Genomic DNA, 26,218 nt, shown 5'->3' with positions numbered 1-26,218 from the left:
ACCCACCATTATATAGGAAGATGGGTCCGATATTTTCTGTTGTACTGGCAATCGAAATGCTTGAAAAAAAATATCGCTTGAATTATAATGATATACAGTCGGGGTGTGGCTCAGCTTGGTAGAGCGCTTGGTTCGGGACCATGAGGCCGGAGGTTCAAATCCTCTCACTCCGACCACCAGATACTGTCACCAGCAAACTGCCGGTGGCTTTTTTTACTTCTGCTTTAAAGTAAACAGACTCTCTGGGTATACATCTTCTGAGGTGAATAAGATGGGGAATATTAAAATCGAGCGAATAATACCTGTACCAAGAAGTTATATATGGAGTATAGTGGGGAGCTTCGACAAATCGCCGTCAAAAAGCTATAGACTTGAAATAAGCAAGCATGGTGATCCGGATAAGGAAGGCATTGGAACAGAAAGGATTTTATACAGCGGAAACGTAAAAGTTTATGAGAGGATCATAAGTGCTAAAAGAGAAGAGCATTTTGAATATGAGATACTAAGCGGTATGCCTGTAAAGTACTATAAAGGAAGGGCGGAATTCTTTGATGCTGAAGATGGGACCAGGATCGTCTGGACAGGGGATTATAAGGCAGGAAATCTCATCTATGGCCTTTTAGTAAGGATACTTGTAAGTAAAGCTATTATCAAGACGATTAAGGGCTTGGAGCAGAACTATATAGATTTAAAATCAACTTAGAAAAAGACAGCAATATTTTACATGCTTAATATTTGAGCATTAAAATATTACTGCCCTTATTTTATATTGGCTCAGTGTATTTCTTAGAACTGTTATAAATCCTTCGAGTATTTTGTGGCTTTCCATTAAGCCTTTGTTGAGACGGAAACTGAGAGCATTACCATTTCCATTTGATACAAAAATGAAGATATCCTTTATTTTCTCAAATGAATTTAGCCAATCCATAGATCTGTTGTATAGATCTGATCCAATACCTGAATTTCTATATTCATCCTTTATGAAAAATTGAGATAGTGAGCCTACTTCTTGTCCCTCGACTGAATCGAAATCAAAGAAAGCATCGCATTGAAGTGTTGCAAAACCTCCGGAGTAAATTTTTTATCAGCTATTGTACTGTAAGCATATCCAATGACTTCTTCACCATCCCTGTCAACAATTATATGATTAAATCGTGCGCTTCTTAATGCAGGAGGTATACGCGTGTCAAAGCTCATACCGTCAAAAACTCAGGGTGTATACCTGCAACGGATTTTTGATAGCTCATAAGACTATTGACCAGTTCCCTTATGCATATGACCTCTGACTCTGGGACAACTGAGTATTTAATATTCATCAAAACCATCCTTTCTTAGTCAAATTTCATATGATACAATTGTATCAGCAGGGAAGATAGATGCAGGTATGCAATATTTACTGTCATAAGGAAGGAATAAGTGTTAACATGGAGATCTGTGCCCAGTGTGGATTACCAGTTGACGGTGAGTGGTGAAAGACTTGACCCAGCACTTAAAACTCTTGCAGCATGTGGTAAGGAACAAACTAATATAAATGGATCCGGAGGTAAGTGTAATGTATGAGCTGATTCAGGTTGGAGAAAGAACCTACTACATAAATAGTCCAGCAAAAATGGGGCTTTATAAGCTTAATGATAATGAGGTAGTACTCATCGACACCGGGAACGATAAGGACGCAGGGAGAAAGCTCCAGAAAACAATAGAAGAAAACGGATGGAAACTCCGTATGATCATTAACACCCATTCGCATGCTGACCACATTGGAGGAAACAATCTGCTGCAGCAAAGACTTGGTGTCCCCGCATACTGTCCGGGGATAGACAAAGTATTTGCAGAAAATCCAATACTTGAACCATCCTATTTATACGGTGGTTATCCGGTAAAGGAGCTAAGGAACAAGTTTCTATTTGCCTCTGAAAGCGAGGTATCAGAGCTGGTCCCGGAGATATTGCCTGAAGGACTTGAAATGACAAGGCTCGATGGGCATTCATTTTCAATGGCAGGAATCAAAACCTCTGATTGTGTCTGGTTCCTCGCCGACTGTGTCACCAATGCCCAGATCCTGGAGAAATACCATATATTCTATCTATACGACCTGCAGGGCTTTCTGGATACCCTTGATAAGGTGGAAGGGCTTGAGGGAAAGCTGTTTATCCCCTCTCACTCTGAACCGATTGATGATATAAGAACACTGGTTGAGCTTAACAGAAGAAAAGTTAAAGAGATAATAGAGCTTCTCTTGAGTATAGTACAAGAATCAAAGTGCTTTGAGGACATCTTAAAGGATGTTTTCGACCATTATGGGCTTAGAATGGATTTTAACCAGTACGTCCTCGTCGGCAGCACTATAAGATCCTATTTGGCTTACCTTAAGGATAACAGTAAAATAACTGTAGATTTTATTGACAATAAGCTGTTATGGAAAGCTGATTAGTATATTGGCCCAACATCGGTAATCGTGATCTCTGACCCCAGTTTTTTGAATTTAAATATCAGAAAGAAAGTGAAAATAAGCCAAGGTATCAAGGATAGGAGTGAAAAAATCAAACCTATCATACCAAATGAAGAGGGTATCGACATGAGTATGCCAGATATTAGTCCTGACCAGCCAATTACCCTGGCATAGATGTTTGATCTCAGCATCAGTGCAGATATGATTATTAAAACTATTGCATTCAAAATATAATAAACATTGAAGGTTGACCCTGTATATCTTGCAATAGCAGCCTCACCGGCTGCTATTATTATTTGTCCTTGTATTACAGTATCAGCTGAGAAATACCTTTCGCTTAAGCTAAGCATTTCAAATGCTACATTGGATGGGAAATAAGCTGAAATGCCAATGACTCCAAGAACCGCAGCCAAAAGTGCTGCAGAAAATGACACATCCCTTAGGGACATTATCAGAGCAATGTAAATAGGTATCAATACGATAGTGTTGATGATGTATAGAAGGTCAAGGCTCAATAAACCGAGCAGCCAGTTGTTTCTGTAAAGCGCGAAAAAACCTTCGACAGTGGACGGCGGAGGGAAGACTATGTATAATACTATCTGCAAAGGCACGAGAGCAAACATTGCCAAAGCACACCATCCTGCCAGTTTATATAGTGGTTTCCATTGATCAGTTCCCATAATTTTCAATCCTCCCCTTTAATAAAATATCAATGATCGCATCTAATTCCTTATTCAATCCATCCCTATTGATTTCACCACTGCCTGATAAGTAAAGTGAGATCATGCCGTGTATACTATAAATTATTGTTTTCGCAACGACTCCTAAATCATCAGGTGACAGACGACCCTCCTTAACCAAAAAACCAAGTGTATCAAACCATAAATCAGAGAAGCCAAGTTCCTGCGAGGTCAAGTCATTTAAATCAGGCTGGTGCTGGTAATAGTAAAAAAAACGAAAAACATTGGGATAATCCAGGTAATAATCCATGTATATTCCGAATGCCTTTTTGATGCCTGCAATATCGTTCGACTGAGATGAAAAGCCTGACAGATCAGATACCATGTTTGAGATCAGATGATTCCTTGCGTACCACATAAGATTGCCCATGTCTTTAAAATGATGATAAAGAGTGGGAAAAGTATAGCCTGTTGCTTCAGACAGCCTACGCACTGTTATATTTTCATAGCCTTCATCTCTTATGATTTTTGCAGCTGCTTCTATATAATATTGCCTTGTTGAAATGTTTTTTCTATTCATCTGATCACTCCTTTAACTTAGTTAAAAAAATTAACTAAGTTAAATATACTCTCATTTATCTCCTTCGTCAACAACTTTGTAATACAATTGATATTTTTTATTCCAGATTTATAAACCACTTTGATTGTATACCCTTATGTGATATCATAATTAATTAGAGTTAAATTGGTACAGAGATGCCATACTAAGGAGGAAAATTTAATGCCAAAGAGAGCTGATGTCGACAAGATTCTCATCATCGGGTCCGGCCCGATAATAATCGGTCAGGCCTGTGAATTTGACTATTCCGGGACGCAAGCCTGCAAAGCCTTAAAGAGCCTGGGATACAAAATCGTGCTGGTCAACTCAAATCCCGCGACCATTATGACAGATCCAGAAATTGCTGATGTAACCTACATTGAACCTCTGAATGAAAAAAGCCTGGAGGAGATTATTGCTAAGGAAAGGCCCGATGCTTTGCTTCCAAACCTTGGTGGTCAAACAGCCTTAAACCTTTGTCTTGATCTTCATAAGGGTGGAGTGCTGGAAAAGTACGGGATAAAGGTTATTGGAGTGCAGATCGATGCCATCCAGCGTGGAGAGGATCGTATAGAATTCAAGAAAACCATGGAAAAACTTGGTATAGATATGCCAAAAAGCCTTGCTGCATACTCGGTTGAGGAAGCTGAAAGAATTGCTGAGGAGCTGGGGTATCCAGTAGTCATAAGGCCTGCTTTCACTATGGGCGGAACTGGAGGAGGTCTTGTATATAACCTTGAGGAGCTGAGGGTCATCGCAGGCCGTGGAATAAGTGCAAGCATGATCGGACAAATTCTTGTTGAGGAATCAGTTTTAGGGTGGGAAGAATTGGAGCTTGAGGTCATACGTGACAGCAAGAATCAGATGATTACAGTGTGCTTTATTGAAAACGTCGATGCTATCGGAGTACACACCGGAGATTCTTTCTGTACTGCTCCAATGCTTACAATAAGTAAAAAACTCCAGGAAAAGCTTCAGCGTTATGCCTACTCTGTTGTTGAATCCATTGAAGTTATTGGTGGGACCAACGTCCAATTCGCCCATGATCCAAGCACGGGACGAGTCGTTATTATTGAAATAAATCCAAGAACATCCAGATCCTCTGCGCTGGCATCCAAGGCGACAGGACTTCCAATTGCATATATATCAGCTCTTCTCGCATCGGGAATGACTCTCGACGAGATCCCTTACTGGAAGGAGGGGACACTTGATAAATACATCCCTTCTGGAGACTATGTAGTAGTAAAGTTTGCCCGTTGGGCATTTGAAAAATTTCCTGGAGCAGTTGACAGGCTCGGAACTCAGATGAAAGCTGTCGGAGAGGTTATGAGCATAGGAAAGACCTACAAAGAGGCACTTCAAAAGGCAATAAGGTCTCTGGAGATAGGAAGGCATGGACTTGGTTTTGCCAAGGATTTTAACTCTCGTTCTCTTGAAGAATTGCTGTCTATGTTAAAGGAGCCTACAAGTGAGAGACAGTTTATCTTATATGAAGCATTAAGAAAGGGTGCTGACATAGACCACCTTTATAAGCTTACCTATATTAAACCATATTTCCTGAAAGAAATGCAGGAAATAGTCCAGCTGGAGGAAGAGATAATTAAATTCAAAGGCGGAGACCTGCCGGCAGAGCTCCTAAAGAAAGCCAAAGAGGATGGCTTCTCCGATAAATATCTGGCTAAGCTTCTTGATACTACAGAGGAAGGTATTAGAGGCAGAAGAAAAAGTATTAATATAGTGAAAGGATACGAGGCGGTGCCGGTAAGTGGTGTTGACAATGCATCTTACTACTTTTCAACATATAATGCACCTGACTCAACAAATGTCAGCGATAAGAAAAAGGTAATGATCCTGGGAGGGGGTCCGAACAGGATTGGGCAAGGAATTGAGTTTGATTACTGCTGCGTTCATGCTGCATTCGCATTGAAGGATCTTGGTTATGAAACAGTAATGGTAAACTGTAATCCTGAAACAGTATCAACTGATTATGACACCTCTGACAAGCTGTACTTTGAGCCCCTGACTGTGGAGGATGTTCTTAGCATATACGAGAAGGAAAAGCCGGAAGGGGCAATAGTTCAATTTGGTGGGCAGACCCCCTTGAATATTGCCAGCGAGCTTGAGGCTGCTGGAGTCAAGATCCTCGGAACGTCCAAGGAGACAATTGACCTGGCAGAGGACAGAGATCAGTTTAAGAGGATCATGGAAAAGCTTGATATTCCGATGCCTGAATCCGGAATAGCTGTTGATGTGGAGGAAGCAGTCGAGATTGCAGACCGAATCGGATATCCCTTGATGGTCAGACCTTCCTACGTGCTTGGGGGCAGGGGAATGGAGGTCGTACACGACGAGGAGATGCTTAAAAAGTATATGACACAGGCGGTCGGGGTAACTCCTGAGCGCCCAATACTCATAGACAGATTCCTGCACCACGCCCTTGAATGTGAGGCGGATGCAATATCCAACGGAGATGAGGCTTATGTTCCAACTGTTATGGAACACATTGAATATGCTGGAGTACACTCTGGAGACTCAGCCTGCGTGATCCCTCCGGTCAGCATCCCCAAGGACTCCATAGAGACCATAGAGGCCTACACAAAGGCAATAGCAAAAGAGATGAAGGTTATCGGCCTTATGAATATGCAATATGCTATATCAGATGGAAAAGTGTATGTGCTTGAGGCAAATCCCAGAGCTTCAAGAACGGTTCCGCTTGTTTCCAAGGTCTGCAATGTTCAAATGGCAAAGATCGCAACTGAAATTATGATAGCCGACCACGAAGGCAATAAATACAAAATGGATAAGCTAAAGAAAAAGCTGATCAAGCACTACGGAGTCAAAGAAGCAGTTGTTCCATTCAACATGTTTCCTGAAGTAGACCCCACATTAGGACCCGAGATGAGGTCAACAGGAGAGGTGCTTGGTCTTGCTGATTCCTTTGAGATTGCTTATTTTAAGGCGCAGGAAGCATCTAAGGATACTTTGCCATCCTCAGGTACCGTTTTTATAAGCGTCAACGATCCTGACAAAGAGGATGTTCTTGAGGCAGCTAGAAGATTCTTTGCAATTGGATTTAAGATAAAGGCTACAGAAGGGACAGCAAATTTCCTCAGAGAAAATGAGATCCCCTGCGAGAAGGTCAAAAAGGTCTATGAGGGCAGGCCTAATATAACTGACGATATGATGAATGGGAAGATAGACCTTATTATCAATACGCCTATAGGCAAACTCAGTTCTATGGATGACTCCTATATCAGGAAGATAGCAATCAAGAACAAAATACCATATATAACAGTAATGCCTGCAGCAAGAGCCAGTGCAAAGGGTATAGAGGCTTATATAAGCAACGATTTCTCTGAGAATGTGAAGAAATCCCTGCAGGAGTATCATAAAGAGATCGAAACATTAGACTGATTAAAGCAATAAATAGGGAGGCTGATTTAATGATTCTGGGATTTATTGGATGCGGTAATATGGGTGAGGCTATGCTTTCCGGAGCTTTATCATCAGGATGGATCAGTCCGGAAAAGGTGATTGTTCATACAAAGACGGTATCCAGGACGGAAGATCTGAAGGAGAAGTATGGTATTGTAACCTCGAAGAGCAATGCAGATGTTGCAAGGGAAGCTGACTTTATTATCCTTGCAGTAAAACCGATAGTGTACGAAAGTGTGATATCGGAGATAAAGTATAAGATCAAGGATGGAGCTATAGTTCTTGGAATAGCACCGGCATATAGTATATCAAAGCTGGAAAAACTTATAGACAACCAACATGTAAAGATAGCAAAATCAATTCCTAACACACCTGCATTGGTGGGAAAGGGAATTGCAGGAATAAGCTTTTCGGGCAATATGGACGACACTGATAAGGATATAGTTTTTAGCTTCTTTAACAGCTTTGGGGAAGGGATCGAGATCAGGGAGGAGCTTATGGCAGCTGTCGGTACTCTTAGCGGTTCAGGACCAGCCTTTGTGTACATGTTCATCGAAGCCATGGCGCAAGCTGGGATCAAGTTGGGCGTACCCGCTAAGGATGCATACAGGTTTGCAGCTGCTACTGTAGAGGGCTCAGCCGCAATGGTCAGTAAAACTGAAAAGCATCCGGCTAAGCTAAGAGACGAGGTATGCTCACCTGGCGGTACAACCATAGAAGGAGTCGCTGCCTTGGAAAAATCAGGGCTTAATGGAATAGTTATAGATGCTGTGGAAGCATCGGTAACCAAGTTTTTAAGGATGCAAAGCGAAGCAGGGAAATAAAAAGAAGTCAAAACAGTATAAAGTTTGAGATCTGAGGGTAAACTTCAGATCTTTTTTGTCTTAACAAAAAATTAACTGTATTTTACAGAAATAAGCACTATATTTATACAATTCGCCATATGATTGGATTAAGGAAGGCAGGTGATCATAATGGAATTGATTCTGACAATTATAATGCTGATTCTTATGGCTGCAGGCTATATCCTCATGGATAGGCTTGATACCTTTTTAGCCAGTGATAAAGTTATGAAGGTTTCCAATCAGGATGAAACTCAATCAATCCTTGTTTATAAAGGCGATACTGATGTTTCGATGCTCTTGGAAACGGTAGATATTAATGATAAAAGCCTGGTATTTGCCAATGACTACGAGGATTATGAGTTAAGAGGGTGCAAAGCAATAGTTGCAATTTCTGATAATGACGCAGATAACCTAATGCTGTGTGTTAAGGCGAAGCATACGAAAGCTGGAATCACTACCATAGCAAGATGCAACAACAATTTGAACCTTGAGATTTTCAGAGAAGCTGGAGTAACAAAGATCGTAACAACCATGACAATGATGGACTCAATTAGACAATTACTTAAGGAAAGTGGTAAAAATGCTTAAAGGTATAAGACTTGGTGCTAAGCAAACATTGGCGGTCGGATTTATAGTGATCATATTAAGCGGAGCACTTTTATTGATGCTGCCAATATCTAACAAATCCGGAGACTCAATTCATTTCCTGGATGCGCTGTTTACATCTACTTCTGCGACATGTGTAACAGGGCTGGTAGTCTTTGATACCTGGAGCCAGTTTACATTTTTTGGACAGCTTGTAATACTAATATTGATTCAAACAGGTGGCCTGGGATTTATGACTATTGCCATATTGTTTTCCATGGTTCTGGGTAAACGGATAGGTTTGAGAGAGAGGTCCTTTCTCATGGAGGCTGTGAATTCCATGCAAATAAGCGGTGTAGTCAGACTTGTAAAGCACATCCTGATCGGGACTCTGATGTTCGAAGCTCTTGGAGCTGTGCTGTTAAGCTCAAGATTTTACGGGGAGTTCGGTTTGTGGGAATCGATCTGGTTTGGTATTTTTCATTCAGTCTCTGCATTTTGTAACGCAGGCTTTGACTTGATGGGCAGGATCGAGCCTTACACATCCCTTGTACCCTTCCAGTCAGATCCTGTTGTCAATCTTACAATTATGGGGCTGATCGTTATAGGTGGTATAGGCTTTGTCGTTTGGGATGATTTGTTCCGAAACAAGCTTGACCACAAAAATTATAGTCTGCACACAAAAATAGTCTTGATTTCGACAGCAGCATTGATTGCAGTGTCCACCATAATATTTTTTATGATAGAGTCGGAGGCTTCAATGAAAGGGATGGATTTTGGGGAAAGGCTATTAGCGTCATTTTTTCAATCTATAACTCCAAGAACAGCCGGATTCAATACGATAGATACTGCAGCTCTAAGCGAAGCGGGATCTCTTTACACAATGTTTCTGATGATAATTGGAGCCAGCCCGGGTTCAACTGCAGGAGGGATAAAGATAACTACCTTCGTAATCATAGGACTATCCTTAATAACCTACTTCAGGAAATTCGATGACGTAAATGTATTTAACAGAAGACTTGATCCTGCAATCGTCAGACGAGCTTTCTTCAGTGCTACATTCTATTTATTTCTTATGTTGGCAGGAACCTTCATCATAGTAAGCTCCCAAACCATTCTAATTGAGGACGCACTCTTTGAAGCCTCATCAGCAATAGGAACAGTAGGACTGACAAAGGGAGTGACGCAGAGTCTGTCGGGTATATCCAAGCTGGTGATCATAGCATTGATGTATAGCGGTAGACTGGGCAGCCTTACAGTGTTTATGGCAGTAAATGAGAAAAGATGCATCAGGAAGCTTAGAAATCCTGAGGATAAAATAATAATTGGGTAGGAGTGGTGTATATGAAGTCAATTCTTGTGATCGGACTTGGAAGATTTGGAAGACATCTTGCAATAAAACTTACTGAATTGGGAAATGAAGTAATGGTAGTTGATACCAATGAAGATGCAGTCGACAAAATAACAGGAATAGTAACCAGGGCACACATTGGAGACTGTATGGACGAAGATGTATTGAGGTCATTGGGTGTAAGCAATTTTGATATATGCTTTGTATGCATTAGCAATAACTTTCAATCATCACTGGAGATAACCTCCCTACTAAAGGACTTGGGGGCACCTTATGTGGTTTCAAAAACAGACAGGGACATCCATGCTAAATTCCTGCTGAAAATTGGTGCAGATGATGTCATTTATCCGGAGAGGGATATGGCTCAGAGAGCAGCTGTCAAGTACAGCTCCAATTTGGCTCTTGACTATATAGAGCTTACACCGGAGTATGCTATCTCAGAAATGTTTGTACCGGAGGAATGGATCGGGAAGACGATCAAAGAACTGGATGTAAGGATGAATCACAATATAAATATTATTGGCTACAAGAACAACAACCATGTGACTCCAATCGTTAATGCAGGGTATAAATTCAATGGCGATGAACATATTCTCATAGCCGGAAGTAAAAAGGATATCCTGCTTCTTGTGGAAGGAAATTAGATTAATTTGTCAGGAGGATCTGGAATGGAGAAGAAACAAATGGACAGAAATATCCTAAACGGTCTTAAGGCACTCCTGATATTCTCAATATCCTCTATTACTTCTGTCGGCATCAACTACCTTGGGGTAGGCAAAGAAAGTATTCTATTGGTTTTTTTACTTGGAGTTTTATTTTCGACAGTTTTAACCAGCAGCTATTTATGGGGGATAGTATCATCTATAGCTAGCATTATGCTGGTCAATTTTCTTTTTACAGAGCCAAGATTTACATTTGTAATTTCAAACAGTAATGACATTATCCTTTTAGTATTTTTCCTTATAACCGCTGGAGTTTCTGGCAAGATAACATCCAGGCTCCAGAAGCAGATCGAGCTGACGGAAAAGAACGAGAGAACTACGCTGATACTGTATAAGATAGCTTCAGGATTTTTACCTATAAGCGGTACGAAAAGCATTGTTAAAAGAGGTGCATCTTTTGTTAAAGAGTATACCGGTCATGAATGCGTTGTGGAGCTGGCAGACGAATCAGCAATCACTGAACTATCAGATGATGAACTGCTATGCTGCAGCTTTGATATAATAAGTAATACAGGTAAACTGGGAAGAATAATTGTATATGGGTTCGAGAAAGCTGAAGATAGTCAAGCGGAGATCATCATCCAGTCCATTGCAATGCAAATGGGAATTGCACTTGAAAGAGAACAGCTTTATACTGAAAGGGAAAAGATCAAGGTAGCGATGGAAAGAGAGCAGCTTAGGGCTACTCTTCTCAGGTCCGTATCTCACGATCTTCGGAGTCCTTTGACGGCTTTATCTGGTGCAGGGGAGCTGTTGTACGAAAATTACTATAACCTCTCTGATGAAGAAAGAAGACACCTTGCAGGAGACATCAGCGAGGAGATAACCTGGCTGACAAATCTTGTGGAGAATATACTGAATATGACAAGGATCAATGACTCACAATTGTTGCTGAAAAAAGAAGAGGAAGTAATCGACGACGTAATAAGTGAAGCGGTCAATCACATAAAGAGGTTCATGAGAGACAGAGTACTTACAGTTAAGCTTCCTGAAGAAGTGATCTCAGTCCCTATGGATGGGAAACTCATAGTGCAGGTAATAGTAAATCTATTGGAGAATGCAGTAAGACATACACCTCCTGAAGCTGAGATATCTTTGGAGGCTAATATATCAGAGGGTTATCTTGTAGTTTCCGTTTCCGATACAGGAGAGGGTATAGATAAAAGCATCCAGAACAGGCTTTTTGAGAAGTTTGTAACACTGGATACTGGAATTACGGACAGTAAACGTGGAATTGGATTAGGCTTGGCAATTTGCAAAGCAATAATAAGTGCACATATGGGGGATATTCGCGTCGAACCAAACACACCTAAGGGTAGCAGGTTCGTATTCCGATTGCCTTTGGAGGGGTAGCTAATGGAAACTAAAACTAAAATACTGGTCATCGAGGATGATAAATATATCTCCAATTTCATAGCCGTATCACTTAAGAAGGAAGACTATGAAGTATACATCTCGCAATCTGCTGCTGACGGATTATTTATGTTCTCATCCTATCGACCCGATATAATCCTTCTTGATTTAGGCCTTCCAGATCAGGACGGACTTGAAATAATAAAAGAACTAAGACAGTTTACTGAGATCCCGATATTAGTAGTATCTGCAAGGGGACAGGAAAATGATAAAATAGAAGCACTGGATATGGGCGCAAGTGATTACGTTACAAAGCCGTTTCACATGGGTGAGCTCATGGCAAGGATCAGAGTAGCTGAAAGAGCATTATCCCTAAGAGGAGGAAACGCAGAGGAGACCATATATAAATTCGATTACCTTACAGTGGATTATGAGAAAAGGAAAGTACTTGTGGATGAAAATGAAGTACATTTGACTCCTCTTGAGTATAAGCTCCTCTTGTTACTGATAGAGAATCAGGGGAAAGTGCTGACTCATAATTACATTATACGAAAGATATGGGGCTATGAAGCAGCGGGTGACAATAAGAGCTTAAGGGTTTTCATGGCCAACCTCAGAAGAAAGATCGGGAAGGGTGATTCAGGATGCCACCTCATTTCTACTGAAGTTGGAGTCGGGTATAGATTCCTGGAAGAGTAGACTAAAATATATTTGGGATTGAATGATCATATGGAGGTGCGTTTCCTTGAAGACTCAGAAGAGATTGGATAAGGTTTTAAAATGCACGAATGGAATACTTCGATGACAGCTCCAGGTATGTTTTTATGAGCGACTGTCTAAGAGGTGACGCAAGTCACTCTGATGAATTCACAAAAAAACCAGAACCTTTTTATCTATGCTCTCCAGCATTATTATGGCAATGACTATACATACATGGAAGTTGGCAATGGCGATGAGTTTATTTTAAGTCCTGAAGATTGGTGTAAAAAGCAGAATAAAAGGCCAAGGGTCACGATTATATGATTCCTTGGCTTTATACTGTCTCTATTTTTCTATCCCTATTTTTCGTGGAGCTTAAACTCGAGGATATCAGGCCTTGAATAGTGACCCATAGGGTCAAAATCCATCCTGCTTGAGATAGCATCATCAAGATCCAGGTCTGCATAGAGGATATCCTCCTTATTAAACACCGGACCGGCAAGATACTTTCCATATGGACTTACTACGCAGCTGCCTCCTGGGCACATTATTTCAGGCTGGTTTTTAAGCTCGTGGTAGTAATTCATATCAGGGGGATTCATGCTTTTTTCTACGTATTGATTACAACCGATCACAAAGCATCTCCCTTCAAGGGCAATGTGTCTCATAGTGCTCTGCCACTCATCCCTTGAGTCCGCTGTTGGTGCAAGATAGATTGTAACTCCCTTGGAATACATTGCAACCCTGGCAAGTGGCATATAGTTTTCCCAACAAATTAGAGAGCCCATCCTGCCGTATGGAGTATCCACAACTGTCAGCGTACTTCCGTCATCCTCTCCCCAAATATACCTCTCTGATCCTGTAGGCTTGAGCTTTCTGTGCTTGCCGAGGAAGCTTCCGTCCGGGCCGAATAAAAGGTTGGTGCAATATAATGATGCAGTCCTACCATCCCCGTCCTTCTCAGTAACACCTATGGACAAATAGATTTCAGATTCTCTGGCAGCATCAGAAAGGATTTCTGTTACGGGACCAGGTACAGCTACTGAGTTATCGTAATATCTTTTCCAGTCAGATCTTCCTTCCATAGTTCTGCTGCCAACTACAAATCCAAATGTAAATCCCCTCGGATAAGCCGGTATAAATGATTCCGGAAAAACAACCAGCTTAGCTCCATTGTCGGCAGCCTCTCTAATGAGATGTCTGGTCTTTTCCACAGTTGCCCTAAGATCCATAATAACAGGTGCAGCCTGTACCACTGCTACCCTGAGATTTTTTTCCGTATTTATCATTCTCTCCTCCTCCTCTTCCTGGTTTATATCTTATCACTACATTAACGTGATTACTACCTGAGCTTCCCTCTGCGCTCAATTATAAGTTCCCCTACCACCTCATCACCGGATACCAGAAAAGCCTTATCATACAGATTTACTACAGGACAGATATGGTTAGGGATGATTTCAATTTTGTCTCCTATGGAGATTTTCTCTCTGAATTCTTTGTTATAGATCAATGCGTGTTCATCGTAAACTCTGGAGATGAAAACCCCTTCATAGTTCCTTACCGCACCAAGACCTTCAGTAGCTGTAATTCCAACGGCCCTTCTCTGTATAGTCAGTCCCTTCGCACCGACATCCGTAACGACTCTTTCGTCAGTTGGCTTGCTAATTATGGTCGTAAGAACAATAGCAGCATTCTTATCGAAGCAACCGATAATGTTTGCCTGAGATGCATCAAGAAAGACATATGTTCCCAGTCTAATCTCCGTTACTCCAGGCAGGATAGGAGTATTTACGAGCATTGATGGAGTTGATACAATACTGACGACCCGGGGATCCATACCCATATTTTCAGCTATTTCAGCAAACCTTAGAGTTCTTCTCTGGCTCTCAAGGCTAATCTTTAAGCATTCATCCGGATCCTTGGCCCTATAAGAGTGACCGTCATGTGAAAATACTCCCAGGAATTGGAGCTCACTTCTGCCTCCTCAACCTTGGCAACTGTGATCCCTTTTGCACCCATTTCTTCCTGGATCAGAGCAACTGAAGGCATCTTATGAGTCTTCGTGTGAGGTCTGAGAGAGACTCCATTTTTGTCAGCAAAATCCTGCATAGTCTTAAGGTTTTCAAGCATCCTCTCCTTATTTACAAGCAGGGAAGGCGTATCGAGTTGAAAATATTTCATCCAAAAAACCTCCATTCCTTGTAAATAGTATATAATTGAGTTGACAGGAGGTCAATCAAGGTCTCACAAATATAACAGGGGGTATTTAAATGGTCGACGATAAAATTAGAGGAATGGGTTTTGCAACTCAGTGTTGTCATGCAGGACAAAGGTGTGATCCTTTGACGGGAGCACATAATACACCTATTTATCAGACTACTACATATGCTTTTAAAGATGTGGATCACGGAGCCAAATTATTTAGTGATGCATTCACCCCTGAGATTGGGCTCACTGATGGATATATATACACACGGTTTGGAAATCCTACACAAAATGCACTTGAGGAAAAGGTGGCTGTATTGGAAAAAGGTGAGGCAGCCCTTGCCTTCAGCTCAGGTATGGCAGCAATATCGTCTGTTTTTTGTTGATTGTTAAACCGGGAGATCATATACTTGCAGATAACAGCCTGTATGGTACAGCCAGTGACTTTTTGATCCAGATAATGCAAATGCCATAAGTCTGGGAGATGTGGATACCCTGATAGAACATCCGGCCTCAACCACCCATGCAGTTGTACCTCGGGAAGAGAGGATAGCTGCGGGCCTTACAGATGGTCTGGTGAGGCTTTCAGTAGGCATAGAAGATATAGAAGATATTATTGCAGATCTTAGGCAAGGACTGGAGGATTAGCAAATAATAAGACAGCTCCGTTTAATCTGGTGCTGTCTTTCCTTTAACTATCATTCAAAGAAAAATAGATGCAAATATCCTTAGTGCAAGAAGCTGGTTTAGAGTATAATATTCTTATGAAGGGTTCAGTATTTCAGGACAATAATTATGGGAGGTATCACACCATGGAAAAAAGATATGAAACGGCAATATTTGCAGGCGGATGTTTTTGGTGTATGGTTTCACCGTTTGAGGTTTTCAAAGGTGTAGTTGAAATCAAATCAGGCTATATAGGAGGACACGTTGAAAATCCCAAATACGAAGAGGTAAAAAAGAAGGAGACTGGACACTATGAAGCGGTTAAAATAATTTATGATCCTGAAAAAATAAGCTATGAGAAGCTGCTTAAGGCATTTTGGATGCAGGTTGACCCGACTGACGACGAGGGACAATTCCAGGACAGAGGACCTCAATACAGGACAGGCATTTTTTATACCACAGAGGAACAGAGAACTGCTGCAGAAAAATCGAAAAGAGAGCTTGACGAGAGCGGAAGGCTCCCAGGGCCTGTGGTCACTCAAATAATGCCTGCACCAACCTTTTACGATGCAGAGGATTACCATCAGGATTTTCATAAAAAAGAGCCAAAGCTCTATAAAGAAGACAGAAAAATATCAGGAAGAGATGAATTCATTGAGAAGTATTGGGGAAATGAGTTCTGGGAGCTTATGGAGGAAGAGGAATAAAATGATCTGCTACCTGCCTGTGTGGGCAGGTTTTGTTTTATTGCCAGGGAAAATGGCTAACATCGCTTGTTTAACGCGATAAATTAAAGGTATAAATCATAGTGAGATGATAGTTCTTCCAATGTTGCTGTTAAGGAGGTATCTGCGATGATTGAGCACAGGATCGAAGTTGGTTTAGTAAATGATTTCATGAAAGTAACAGGTCCAAATGATGCTGCTAAGGGTCCTGGTACAGAGGAATTGTATTATTTGGTATCTACCGGAGCTGTACTGGACATGGTAATTGAAGGCTCTGGTCAAATGCTGGACAAGCTCCTGCCCAAGGAATATACTACAGTCGGTACTTATATTGAGATTTTCCATGAACAACCCACTCTTGTGGGAGAGCCAATCAATGTAAGAGTAAGAGTTGACAGGGTTGAGAATAGTAGGATATTCTTATCTATAGAAGGATTTGATACATCAGGAAGAGTATTTATGGGAAAATATGAGAGGCATATTGTCAACAAGAATCGTCTTATGCAGCATGCGTATGATAGATTCCCCGGAGCGTCACAACCTTAAGAACAATACTAAAGCATAAACTTTAGAATATATCGGCAGGCTTTATGGTTAAGCCTGCCGATATTAGTCAGGGGGCACCGATCCGATGGCATATCCTATACGATAAATATTAGATCAAAACCACATCTTACGGAGAATTATAATGGCTAATCCAACAGTAAATTCAATGATCCAAAACGCAGCACTCCTCTTAATATTATCAATAATCTATGAGGTCACATATTATATTCCAGAGAACAAAAGGGCTGTAAGGCCTTATATAAATGGAATCTTTGTGGCTGCTATTTGTATTGCGATCATGATGGTACCCTTCAGAATGGATGGTGGGATAGTATTTGATACCCGTTCGATATTGATAAGCGTCACAGGATATATATTTGGAGCCCTTCCTACTATAATAACAGCAATAGTTGCATCAATATACCGGCTGTATATGGGCGGTCTCGGTGCAGCACCTGGAGTTATGGTAATAGTCCTTAGTGCAGTAATTGGGTTATTCTGGAGAAGGGATCCTTTGAAGCTCAGTAAGAATCACAATTGGATCAACATTTTGATCATGAGCTTTATTGTTCACATAGCAATGCTTATGACCATGTGGTTGATGTTTCCTGATCCTACAAACCTTCAAATAGTCAGAGCAATCGGCCTTCCGGTCCTTACGATCTACCCTGCAGGATCCTTGATATTGGCGCTGCTTCTTAGCAGGCAAAAAGAGCTTAGAGAATACCAGAATCAGCTAAAGCTTTCAGAGGAAAGATATCAAGCTTTGTTTGACGAAGCCCCATTGCCCTATCAGTCATTGGACGAGGATGGATATATTTTCGACATAAATCAGCAGTGGCTTGAAATGATGGGATACGACAGAAAGGAAGATGTCCTGGGGACATGGTTTCCAGATTATCTGGATTTGGATGGGCGGACTGGTTTTGCTGAGAGATTTACTGTATTTAAGGAAAAAGGGAGCATAATTTCTGAGCTTGTTATGATTTCCAAGGAAGGAATCCATCTCAATGTAAGCGTCGAAGGCAGAATAAACTATGACGTAGATGGAAGCTTTAAAAATACTCATTGCATCGTAAGAGATGTCACAGAAAAGAAAAAGGCTGAAGAAAATCTGGTTTATATAAGCTTCCATGACTACCTTACAGGGCTTTTTAACAGGAGGTACTTTGAAGAAGAGCTGGTAAGGCTCGACTCAAAAGAGAATCTGCCACTTTCCATACTTATGGGTGATATAAATGGACTCAAGCTTATCAACGATACTCTGGGACATTCCTTTGGCGATACTCTGATAACCGATACCTCCGAAATTCTGAGAAAATGCATGAAGGAAGAGTATTTGCTCTCAAGGACCGGAGGCGATGAGTTTACTGTGATCATGCCAAATACTGATTACTCAGAAGCAAGAGGTTTGATCAAAAAATTAAACGAAGAGATAACAGAGCATAACAATTCAAGAGATGATGTCATAAATGTGAATTTATCGCTGGGAGTAGCCACAAAGGAAAGATCAGATCAAAACATATCAGAGATAATAAGAGATGCTGAATATAACATGTACCAGAGAAAACTTCTGGAGAAGAAGAGCTCACACAGCTCAATAATTTCTTCCATGCAGGCCACGATGATAGAAAAAAGCCATGAGACCGAGGCACATGCAAGAAGGATAGCAACCATGGCAAGAGCAATAGGGGAGAAAATGGGTTTGAGCCAGCTCGAGCTTGATCAGCTTGAGCTGCTTTCAATGCTTCATGACATCGGTAAGGTAGCCGTTCCTGACAGGATATTAAATAAACCGGACAAGCTGACGCCTGAAGAATGGATCGAAATGAAGAAACATCCTGAGATCGGCTATCGGATAGCAGCTTCATCGCCTGAACTTTCACCCATAGCTGAATTTATACTTTGTCACCACGAGAGATGGGATGGTAAAGGGTATCCTCAGGGATTGACAGGAGAAGGGATTCCTCTCTTATCACGAATTTTATCAGTTGTTGACGCATATGATGCAATGACAGAAACAAGAGCATACAGAAAAGCGATGGAAAAGGAGAAGGCTCTCGATGAGATCAAGGATAATTCCGGGACTCAATTCGACCCTAAAATTGCAGATATTTTCATAGGTATATTGCTGGAACGCGGAAACGATTAGATTGATTGAAATGTATCAATATAAACTCAAAATAATTCAGACAAATGAGCTTGCTTAACAAAAAGGCAAGCTCCTTTAAATTGGTGAAGAACTGATAAAATGATGTAATTCAAGTGATTTGAACAATTTCAGGATAAAGAGCATATGATATGAATGAATAGATTTGAATCAGTGAATATTTTTGTCTGAAAAGTATTGTCATAAAAAATACAAAGTGTTATAATCATCTATGTGAAACACATATCAATACATATAAATGGAGGGTTAAAATGAAAAGATTACTGGCACTACTATTGGTACTTGTCTTGAGTATCAGCTTACTTGCAGGCTGTACACCAGCAGCACCTGCTGAGACTCCTGCAGAAACACCAGCAGAAACACCAGCTGAGACTCCTGCAGAAACACCTGCAGAACCAGCAGCAAGCAAAATCGCAAAGGTTGGTCTTGGACAAAACATTTCAATTGCTAAGTCCAAGGACAAAGGCGTTGACGCTAATGGCAACGAAGTACTTGCAACAGCTCAGGCTGATGTTACTATCGCTGCTGTAGGCTTTGATGCAGATGGTAAGGTAGCAAGCGTCACTATAGACGTTGCTCAAACGAAGGTAGCTTTCGACGCAGACATGAAGGTTACTTCAGACAAGGAATCAGAAGTTAAGTCCAAGAAGGATCTTGGAGCAGAGTACGGAATGATCAAAGCGTCATCAATCGGAAAAGAATGGTACGAGCAAATGGGAGCGTTCGAAGATTGGATGATCGGTAAAACTGTAGACGAAATAAAAGCTCTTAAGGTTAAGGAAAGAGATGAGTCACATAAAAACGTTCCAGACGTTCCAGAATTGACTTCATCAGTAACAATTACAGTTGAAAGCTATATAGCTGCTGTTGAAGAAGCTTGGAACAATTCAGTTGATGCTACAGGAGCAGAAACTGTAGGCCTTGGAGTTGAAACTCATATCAACAAGTCAAGAGATGCTGGCACAGATGCCAACGGCAATGCTGTAACAGCTCAGGCTCAGATTGATACTTACATGGCAGCAACTGCATTCGACAAGGATGGCAAGGTTGTAGCAGCTATCATCGACAGTGCACAAGTAAAAGTTCCTTACGATGCAGAAGGCAAAGTAGCTACTGACAAGACAGTTGAAGGTAAAACAAAGGTTGAACTTGGTCCTGACTACGGAATGGCTAAAGCTTCAGGCATTGGCAAAGAGTGGTTTGAGCAAATCGAAGCTCTTCAAGCTTGGATGGTTGGCAAGACAATTGACGAGATCAATGGCATGAAGGTTGTTGAGAGAGATGCTTCTCACCCATCAGTACCTGACGTTGCAGAACTTACTTCATCAGTTACTATAACAGTTGAAGGCTATCTGGCAGTTGTTACTGAAGCTTTCGAAATGGCTAGATAATTAAATAACTTAAAAAGGTCAGCTTTTAGCTGGCTTTTTTATTTTTATGCGCTCCCTGGTCTGAAATAAGTGGTACAATCATAATGAGGGCTTAAAATATATCTGGGTGGTGGATAATGTGAAGGCAAATTACCAAATCTATCTTCAGGGTGATAATGGAAAGGCAGTTCTATTGATGCATGGATTGACGTCGGGCGCAGCGCAAATGATCCCGATGGCAAGATTTATTAACGATTACGGGTATACAGTCTGCTGTGTAAATTTAGCAGGTCACGGTACTTATCCTGAGGACCTCACTAAAACAACTGCTGAAGATATGGTGCTTAAGGCAAAATATGATTATGAGAATCTAAGAAAGTATCACGACACTGTATATGTTGGTGGAATATCTACCGGTGGATTGCTGTCCCTTATGCTTGCAAGTATTTATCCTGAGATCAAGGGGATAGTATCCATTGCTGCTCCTGCGGAGCTTGTTCCGGGATCGTTTATCTCAGTTGATTATGCTGATAAGTCAGAGTTTCTGATCAGACCCCTTGAAGGAAAGACAGGAATATTCAAAAAATATCATATTCACTACGAGAGGATCGCAGTCAGGATTTTTGACGAGCTTAGAAGGCTTATGGATATTGTAGTTGATGAAGCCGTTCTTTCTGAAGTCAAGTGTCCGGCGCTGTTAATACATTCAGAAAATGATGATATTGCGGAACCTGGAAGTGTGGACATAATATCAAGTATGCTGGTAAAAAGCAACGTGGAGATATTCCGGCCATCAACCGGGGGACACCTTTCTATCCTTTCAGAGGACAGAGAACAGGTCTTCAGAAAAACGATCGATTTCCTTGGCGATAGATGATAAGGGGGTAATAGTGTGAAGTACTGCTGGACGACACTGACAGTAAATAATATGAGCAAATCACTGGATTTTTATAATGGTGTGATTGGACTGCCAATAACCAGACGAATAAAAGCCGGTCCTGAGACTGAGATATGTTTTCTTGGGGATGGAGACACCCAAATTGAGTTGATTTCCGACTTGGAGCTAAGGCCTGAATGCACTAACGAAGGCATATCAATGGGATTCATAGTCGATTCAACAGAATCGATGATAGAGCAGTTAAAAAGAAAAGGAATCGAGGTCCACAGCGGGCCTTTTCAACCCAATCCGGGAATCAGATTTTTTTACGTGAAGGATCCTGATGGCTATAAGATACAATTTGTTGAGAATCTATAGTGGAACAGGGACGAATTTATCGTCCCTTGTCTTTTATTCCCTTGATATACTTCAAATAAAGGAATCTTGGTTTTCCGAGGTCTTTCCTTGCTTTATCCTCCAAAGTATGCAGAAATTCCAGCGTGGTTTTTATCATGTCATTATCAGGAGCTATATCCCCATATTTAGCCTTCACAAAAGCATCGGAAATCTTCAATATTCCTGATCCGTTTATATCGTTGAACTTGTAAGCTATACGCTTAGCGTGGTCGGAGTGAGTTTCACCTGAGAGACTTGGATAACCTAATATCCCAAGCATATCGACTATATCATCATAATAGTGGATGATCTTATCCTGAGGTCCCATAGACTCTATAGATCGTTTTCTTCTCTGGTATCTCATAAAACCAAGAATCAGTTGTCCAGGCAAGACAGCCAACAATATTACCGCAGCAGATAGAGAAAAAATAATGTAAAAATCAGCATTTGTAACATCAAGGTCACCTTCAGTGTCTTCATTTACAAGCTCATCAGACATTCCCATGTCATCCGGATCCCTTCCAAAGCTTTCGGGGCTATTTGGATCAGTCGTTCCGTATTTGTCGGGTGAGTAATCCTCAAGTCTTAAAGGCAAGGGAAGCGCTGGCGTAGGTTCAAATGTCATCCAGCCGACTGGTTCAATAAATGCCTCAACCCAGGAATGAGCATTGTTATAGGTTACACTATATACCCCTTCATCAGCAGGTCCTCTTGCTATGAATCCCTCTACATACCTTGAGGGTATATCAGCTATTCTTAGCATGACAGTCATAGCGCTTGCATAATAAGTGCAATAGCCCTCTTTCCCATCGAAGAGAAAATAATCCACAAATTCTATTTCCTCAGGAACCTGACCCACATCCAGACGATAAGTATAGCTTGTCCTGAGATACTCTTCAATTGCAGCAGCTTTTTCATAGGGAGATTCCATACCTTCAATAATGCTGTTAGTAAGCTCTAAGGTCCTTTGAGTTATTGATCCTGGCAGGCTTAAGTAGAGCTCAATATCATCCAGCTCCTCAAGAGTTTCATTTGCTCCGTTTGCCAGCGCAATACCATAGGGCTTGGGTACGAGCACACTTAAATAGTAGCTCTCGCCGTCATACAACCCTCCTGGGGTGACCAGATAACCATCTCTTCCCATAATGAAAGCCTTAGATTGGAAGGAGTTCAGCTTCTCAGGGAATAGAGGACTAAAGAGAGTTGTAGAAGAAAAATCTCTGAAGGTTATTAATGCTTCAACCCTGTCATACAAAAGATCCTTCAAATTTTCTTCCACTCCGCTTATATCGTCTCCAAGCCTGTAAATATTTGAAGGTTCAGCAATTGCCTCCCAGCTCTCGCCGGTATAGATTTGTTTGACATTCCCTCTTAAATAAAGCGAGCGACTGCTTTTAACTGTCATTACCTGATCGCTTCTTTGCTTGACCGGGCCGCCGAGGCGGGAGCCGTCGGACTGAAAACCTGTCACTGAGAAATCAAAGCCTCTTGCCTCACCGACGCCCCTGCTTCCCTCGCCGGTTGATCTTAGATCTTCTACAAAAGGAAAGGTCTCATTAACCTTGGCTTCCAACCAGGGAAATTTCAGGTGCCGATCTGTTTTAGGCAGCAAGAGTGCAATCACTACGATCAATACAGAGTATTTAGCTCCCGTTCTGAACCTTAATAGCTGGCCTTCAGCGGAGCTATTGGGATTTTGAAACGATTCTCTTTTTCCGGGCATAAAGGCTCTGTTGCTTAAAAGCATTAAAAAAAGAACCAGAAATGCAGCTAAAAGCCACAGCGCTTCGTTTCTGAAGCTGTACCAATACATGATGTAAGCAAAAAGATTGTGTGGAAGCAATATAAGAATGCTTTTACCCTTAAAAACTACTGACGCAGTGAGCATTGATATCATAAATGCCAGTATAAATATGAAAGGCAACTGATAATCTGTCAGGATATTCTCCCTGCCCATAATGTTATTGATAATATTGTCAGAAAGTCCAATCAGCCAGGAATATAATCCAATCAGAGCATCGTTGAAGTATCTGTTTGCTATAAGCGATCCAAATACTGTTGCCACAGAAGCAAAGTAAAGTGAAATAGGATTATATAGAATATATTTAGCAATTATTGCTGCAGATGCTACAACCACCAGCTCATGGAGAATACCCTTTGTAAGGGTAATACCAATTCCCAGCATATGAGAAAGTACAAACACAATTGAAAAATATAGAGTCCAATTTATTGATCTCTGGATGCGATCTGATGTTTTATCCATAGGCTTCCTCCAGAGTTTTTTCAAAATCAGAGGAGTAATCAAGCAGTATTACAGGTATATACTCGTGCTTCAGTCTGCTTTCGACGGACCCGTCAATGAGGCCGATATTATTACGATAATCAGATACTCCAATAACTATCGGATTCAGACCTTGTACTGCCAGATCAAGCACCAATCTTCCTAAACCAGGGTCTACCATCGGGGTAATTATAACTATATTGGACCCCCTGGAGAGAAGACTGGACTCTGCCTCCAGCTGATCCTTAATACCGTGAGCACCGTTTGCGGAAAGCTTTGCAAGGATCTTCAGAAAAGGTTTCATGTCACTAATTTGAGACCCTTCAGCTCTGTTTATGACACTTCCCTCCTGATGGATGAGAGATACCTTTACCCCATGCTCGAGACAATGACCGATTATTCCCAGGGCGATATCAACCTCAAGATCCTCGAGTCTCCGATCTACATCCTTTGACAGTACCTCTCTGCTGTTATCAATAAATATGACGGCATTGGCGTCCCCTCTTTTTTCGAACTCCTTTACTATCATTGAATCCTTGGCTGCAGATTGCCTCCAGTGAATTGCCTTTAAGCTATCCCCATCCCTGAATTCTCTTAAAAAATTTATCCTGCCGAAATCTCTGAAGCTTAGATTGTTTATTATTAAATCACCAGCCTCACGGCTGGCAGATATCCTGAAGATTGAAAGCTTCTTGGGATCAGGGTATATCAAAAGCTCAGCTGAGCTTTCTATTTGGCGTCTCAGGGAATATAATCCAAAGGCATCTGTGGATATAAGGGTTATTTCACCTGTAGTATAGTATCCCCTCTTATTGGCTGTAATATGCTCTCTAACGGTATGAATTGCACCGCCCTTAAGTGATATCTCTATTGGCTGGGTGTCCCTTCCGGTGATGGCCTTAGAAGTATTATTTATTACAATAAGACTCGGCATTGACAGGGGAGACCTGTTTTTGACAGAGTATTCCAAAGTAATCCTATCGCCCTTTTTAAATTCCTTGCAAGGTATAGCAATGGTGCCAGATATCCTGCTAAGTGATATATATCCGAATAACAGAGGCAGAACAAGAAAAAGGGCATAGAAATACAATAGGAAGTAAGGGATCCTTCCTCCAACAATCAGCGCAAAAATTATCAAAATCATTCCAGCCGGCAACAGCAGCCTGAATCTGTTATTCATTGGATATCACCGGAACAGTGACCCTGTTCAGAACTCCTCTTAATATGTCCTCGATCTTCTTTCGTTCAATCCTCGCTTCTCCGGTTATTGAGATCCTGTGGGAAAGTACGGGAATGGACATTGACTTGACATCATCCGGAATGACGTACTCCCTGTTTGAAATAAAGGCTTTGGCCCTTGAAGCTCTCAACAGATCGATGGAGGCTCTCGGGCTTGCACCCAGGCGTATATCCTCGTAAACCCTCGTGGCTGCGGCAATATTTACGATATACTTATAGATATCCTCATGGACTCTAACCTTATCGACCTGGTCTTGCAGCTTGATAAGCTCCAACCCGTCAATTACAGGCTTAATCAACTCCATAGACTTTATTGCAGAATGGTTTTTGAGTATTTCAATCTCATTCATTTTATCCGGGTAGCCTAATGAAAGCCTCATAAGGAATCTATCCAGCTGAGCCTCAGGCAAAGGATAGGTCCCTTGGTACTCCATGGGATTTTGGGTAGCCAGGACCATAAAAGGCTTATCAAGAACATAATGCTCATCCTCAGTGGTAACTTCGCCTTCCTCCATTGCTTGAAGCAGGCTTGACTGAGTCTTGGGTGAAGTTCTGTTTATTTCATCAGCCAGAAAGATTTGATGAAAAATCGGTCCTCTTCTGAAAACGAATTGCCCTGAGGGCTTGTCGTAAACATTGATGCCTATGATATCGGAAGGCATAAGGTCCGGGGTAAACTGTACCCTCTTATAGCTTAGGTCCATACTCTTGGCGAGTGCCTTGACCAGAGTGGTTTTGCCTACTCCCGGAACATCCTCGATCAAAAGGTGCCCTCTGGCAAGAAGTGCTATCACAACATTCTCAAGCACATCATCCTTTCCTTTTATTGCAAGTTTCAGGCTCTCAAGTATGGCTTTGGATTTATTCGGATCCATGGCAACCTCCATATCAATAAAATATATTAGACAACAAATTTATACCCTTCTAATACAGGTTGACCATAATAATAAACCTTGATTTGTCTTGGATATAGATTAGAGCTCGGTTATGGTCTATACTGATATTATACTAAATTATTATTTTGAA

Annotated in this window: 28 protein-coding genes and 1 tRNA gene; 19 read left to right on the top strand and 10 right to left on the bottom strand. The window is 41.3% G+C overall.

The features are described from left to right. The first annotated feature begins 99 nt into the window (after positions 1-99). Both EC328_RS10030 and EC328_RS10025 read left to right on the top strand, forming a co-directional pair. Positions 100-176, top strand: a tRNA-Pro gene (locus EC328_RS10030). A gap of 95 nt (positions 177-271) precedes the next feature. Continuing rightward, positions 272-703: an SRPBCC family protein gene (locus EC328_RS10025; RefSeq protein WP_128426663.1), complete on the top strand. Its 432-nt coding sequence runs from the start codon at positions 272-274 to the stop codon at positions 701-703. Between the two features lie 39 nt (positions 704-742). Here EC328_RS10025 and EC328_RS11940 read toward each other — a convergent pair whose 3' ends face one another. Together EC328_RS11940 and EC328_RS11845 are read right to left on the bottom strand one after the other, a co-directional pair. Continuing rightward, positions 743-1,078: a GNAT family N-acetyltransferase gene (locus tag EC328_RS11940; protein ID WP_206363977.1), complete on the bottom strand. Its 336-nt coding sequence runs from the start codon at positions 1,076-1,078 to the stop codon at positions 743-745. Between the two features lie 115 nt (positions 1,079-1,193). Further along, the gene (locus tag EC328_RS11845) at positions 1,194-1,316 is read right to left on the bottom strand and encodes a hypothetical protein (RefSeq protein WP_276318538.1); all 123 of its coding nucleotides are present in this window, start codon (positions 1,314-1,316) and stop codon (positions 1,194-1,196) included. A 100-nt stretch (positions 1,317-1,416) separates the two neighbouring features. Between EC328_RS11845 and EC328_RS11545 the strand changes: the two genes are divergently transcribed. Next, positions 1,417-1,560, top strand: a complete 144-nt coding sequence (locus EC328_RS11545; RefSeq protein WP_164906095.1) for a hypothetical protein — start codon at positions 1,417-1,419, stop codon at positions 1,558-1,560. Then, positions 1,553-2,431, top strand: coding sequence for an MBL fold metallo-hydrolase (locus EC328_RS10015; RefSeq protein WP_128426662.1), 879 nt, complete (start codon positions 1,553-1,555; stop codon positions 2,429-2,431). The genes EC328_RS11545 and EC328_RS10015 overlap by 8 nt, the downstream gene beginning before the upstream one ends. On the opposite strand, the gene EC328_RS10010 is transcribed toward EC328_RS10015, so the two are convergent. Together EC328_RS10010 and EC328_RS10005 are read right to left on the bottom strand one after the other, a co-directional pair. Further along, positions 2,428-3,129 (bottom strand): DUF4386 family protein, encoded by a 702-nt coding sequence (locus EC328_RS10010; RefSeq protein WP_128426661.1) that lies wholly within the window; start codon positions 3,127-3,129, stop codon positions 2,428-2,430. The genes EC328_RS10015 and EC328_RS10010 overlap by 4 nt on opposite strands. After that, complete coding sequence (locus EC328_RS10005) at positions 3,119-3,709, bottom strand: TetR/AcrR family transcriptional regulator (RefSeq protein WP_128426660.1); 591 nt, start codon at positions 3,707-3,709, stop codon at positions 3,119-3,121. The genes EC328_RS10010 and EC328_RS10005 overlap by 11 nt, the downstream gene beginning before the upstream one ends. 201 nt (positions 3,710-3,910) lie before the next feature. Here EC328_RS10005 and carB point away from each other — a divergent pair, with 201 nt between their 5' ends. The 7 genes from carB to EC328_RS09970 all read left to right on the top strand — a co-directional run bounded on the left by carB (position 3,911) and on the right by EC328_RS09970 (position 12,717). Continuing rightward, positions 3,911-7,141: a carbamoyl-phosphate synthase large subunit gene (carB, locus tag EC328_RS10000; RefSeq protein ID WP_128426659.1), complete on the top strand. Its 3,231-nt coding sequence runs from the start codon at positions 3,911-3,913 to the stop codon at positions 7,139-7,141. A 29-nt stretch (positions 7,142-7,170) separates the two neighbouring features. Continuing rightward, positions 7,171-7,986, top strand: coding sequence for a pyrroline-5-carboxylate reductase (gene proC / locus EC328_RS09995; RefSeq protein ID WP_128426658.1), 816 nt, complete (start codon positions 7,171-7,173; stop codon positions 7,984-7,986). A 150-nt stretch (positions 7,987-8,136) separates the two neighbouring features. Then, positions 8,137-8,595 carry an NAD-binding protein gene (locus EC328_RS09990; RefSeq protein ID WP_128426657.1) on the top strand — a complete coding sequence of 153 codons (459 nt, stop codon included), beginning with the start codon at positions 8,137-8,139 and terminating at the stop codon, positions 8,593-8,595. Further along, positions 8,588-9,925: a TrkH family potassium uptake protein gene (locus EC328_RS09985; RefSeq protein ID WP_128426656.1), complete on the top strand. Its 1,338-nt coding sequence runs from the start codon at positions 8,588-8,590 to the stop codon at positions 9,923-9,925. Before EC328_RS09990 ends, EC328_RS09985 begins: the two co-directional genes overlap by 8 nt. A gap of 11 nt (positions 9,926-9,936) precedes the next feature. Further along, positions 9,937-10,587, top strand: coding sequence for a potassium channel family protein (locus EC328_RS09980; RefSeq protein ID WP_128426655.1), 651 nt, complete (start codon positions 9,937-9,939; stop codon positions 10,585-10,587). Positions 10,588-10,611: 24 nt separating this feature from the next. Next, positions 10,612-12,018, top strand: a complete 1,407-nt coding sequence (locus EC328_RS09975) for a sensor histidine kinase (protein WP_128426654.1) — start codon at positions 10,612-10,614, stop codon at positions 12,016-12,018. Positions 12,019-12,021: 3 nt separating this feature from the next. Then, positions 12,022-12,717, top strand: a complete 696-nt coding sequence (locus EC328_RS09970; RefSeq protein WP_128426653.1) for a response regulator — start codon at positions 12,022-12,024, stop codon at positions 12,715-12,717. 359 nt (positions 12,718-13,076) lie between these two features. On the opposite strand, the gene EC328_RS09965 is transcribed toward EC328_RS09970, so the two are convergent. The 3 genes from EC328_RS09965 to EC328_RS11660 form a co-directional block, all read right to left on the bottom strand. Next, entirely contained in the window at positions 13,077-14,006 is a 930-nt protein-coding gene (locus EC328_RS09965) for a carbon-nitrogen hydrolase family protein (RefSeq protein ID WP_128426652.1), read from the bottom strand. A gap of 53 nt (positions 14,007-14,059) precedes the next feature. After that, positions 14,060-14,554, bottom strand: a complete 495-nt coding sequence (locus tag EC328_RS11665) for a type III PLP-dependent enzyme domain-containing protein (protein ID WP_206363855.1) — start codon at positions 14,552-14,554, stop codon at positions 14,060-14,062. Positions 14,555-14,616: 62 nt separating this feature from the next. Then, a complete protein-coding gene (locus tag EC328_RS11660; protein ID WP_206363854.1) occupies positions 14,617-14,898 on the bottom strand; it encodes an alanine racemase in 282 nt (93 codons plus the stop codon). An 89-nt stretch (positions 14,899-14,987) separates the two neighbouring features. On the opposite strand from EC328_RS11660, the gene EC328_RS11745 reads away from it, so the two are divergent. The 8 genes from EC328_RS11745 (at position 14,988) to EC328_RS09925 (ending at position 21,654) form a co-directional block, all read left to right on the top strand. Continuing rightward, the gene (locus EC328_RS11745) at positions 14,988-15,308 is read left to right on the top strand and encodes a PLP-dependent transferase (protein WP_240671478.1); all 321 of its coding nucleotides are present in this window, start codon (positions 14,988-14,990) and stop codon (positions 15,306-15,308) included. 85 nt (positions 15,309-15,393) lie between these two features. After that, the gene (locus EC328_RS11740) at positions 15,394-15,570 is read left to right on the top strand and encodes a PLP-dependent transferase (protein WP_420841496.1); all 177 of its coding nucleotides are present in this window, start codon (positions 15,394-15,396) and stop codon (positions 15,568-15,570) included. A gap of 164 nt (positions 15,571-15,734) precedes the next feature. Beyond that, positions 15,735-16,295: a peptide-methionine (S)-S-oxide reductase MsrA gene (gene msrA / locus EC328_RS09950; RefSeq protein WP_128426651.1), complete on the top strand. Its 561-nt coding sequence runs from the start codon at positions 15,735-15,737 to the stop codon at positions 16,293-16,295. Positions 16,296-16,442: 147 nt separating this feature from the next. Further along, positions 16,443-16,859, top strand: a complete 417-nt coding sequence (locus EC328_RS09945; protein WP_128426650.1) for a thioesterase family protein — start codon at positions 16,443-16,445, stop codon at positions 16,857-16,859. A 142-nt stretch (positions 16,860-17,001) separates the two neighbouring features. Continuing rightward, positions 17,002-19,011 carry an HD domain-containing phosphohydrolase gene (locus EC328_RS09940; RefSeq protein ID WP_128426649.1) on the top strand — a complete coding sequence of 670 codons (2,010 nt, stop codon included), beginning with the start codon at positions 17,002-17,004 and terminating at the stop codon, positions 19,009-19,011. A 269-nt stretch (positions 19,012-19,280) separates the two neighbouring features. Next, on the top strand, positions 19,281-20,420 hold the full coding sequence (locus EC328_RS09935) for a hypothetical protein (RefSeq protein ID WP_128426648.1): 1,140 nt from the start codon (positions 19,281-19,283) through the stop codon (positions 20,418-20,420). A gap of 118 nt (positions 20,421-20,538) precedes the next feature. Beyond that, a complete protein-coding gene (locus EC328_RS09930; RefSeq protein ID WP_128426647.1) occupies positions 20,539-21,276 on the top strand; it encodes an alpha/beta hydrolase in 738 nt (245 codons plus the stop codon). Between the two features lie 15 nt (positions 21,277-21,291). Further along, positions 21,292-21,654, top strand: coding sequence for a VOC family protein (locus tag EC328_RS09925; RefSeq protein WP_128426646.1), 363 nt, complete (start codon positions 21,292-21,294; stop codon positions 21,652-21,654). 16 nt (positions 21,655-21,670) lie between these two features. Here EC328_RS09925 and EC328_RS09920 read toward each other — a convergent pair whose 3' ends face one another. The 3 genes from EC328_RS09920 to EC328_RS09910 are packed head-to-tail and all read right to left on the bottom strand — an operon-like array spanning position 21,671 to position 26,067. After that, on the bottom strand, positions 21,671-23,935 hold the full coding sequence (locus tag EC328_RS09920) for a transglutaminase-like domain-containing protein (RefSeq protein WP_128426645.1): 2,265 nt from the start codon (positions 23,933-23,935) through the stop codon (positions 21,671-21,673). Beyond that, a complete protein-coding gene (locus EC328_RS09915) occupies positions 23,928-25,133 on the bottom strand; it encodes a DUF58 domain-containing protein (RefSeq protein WP_128426644.1) in 1,206 nt (401 codons plus the stop codon). The genes EC328_RS09920 and EC328_RS09915 overlap by 8 nt, the downstream gene beginning before the upstream one ends. Continuing rightward, positions 25,126-26,067, bottom strand: coding sequence for an AAA family ATPase (locus tag EC328_RS09910; protein ID WP_128426643.1), 942 nt, complete (start codon positions 26,065-26,067; stop codon positions 25,126-25,128). The genes EC328_RS09915 and EC328_RS09910 overlap by 8 nt, the downstream gene beginning before the upstream one ends. Positions 26,068-26,218 lie beyond the last annotated feature (151 nt).

Origin of the sequence: Gudongella oleilytica (genome assembly GCF_004101785.1) — a bacterium.
In the GTDB taxonomy this organism is placed as follows: Bacteria; Bacillota; Clostridia; order Tissierellales; family Tissierellaceae; genus Gudongella; species Gudongella oleilytica.
The sequence above is the reverse complement of the archived record's forward strand: the minus strand, read 5'-3'. Positions and strand labels throughout refer to the sequence as shown.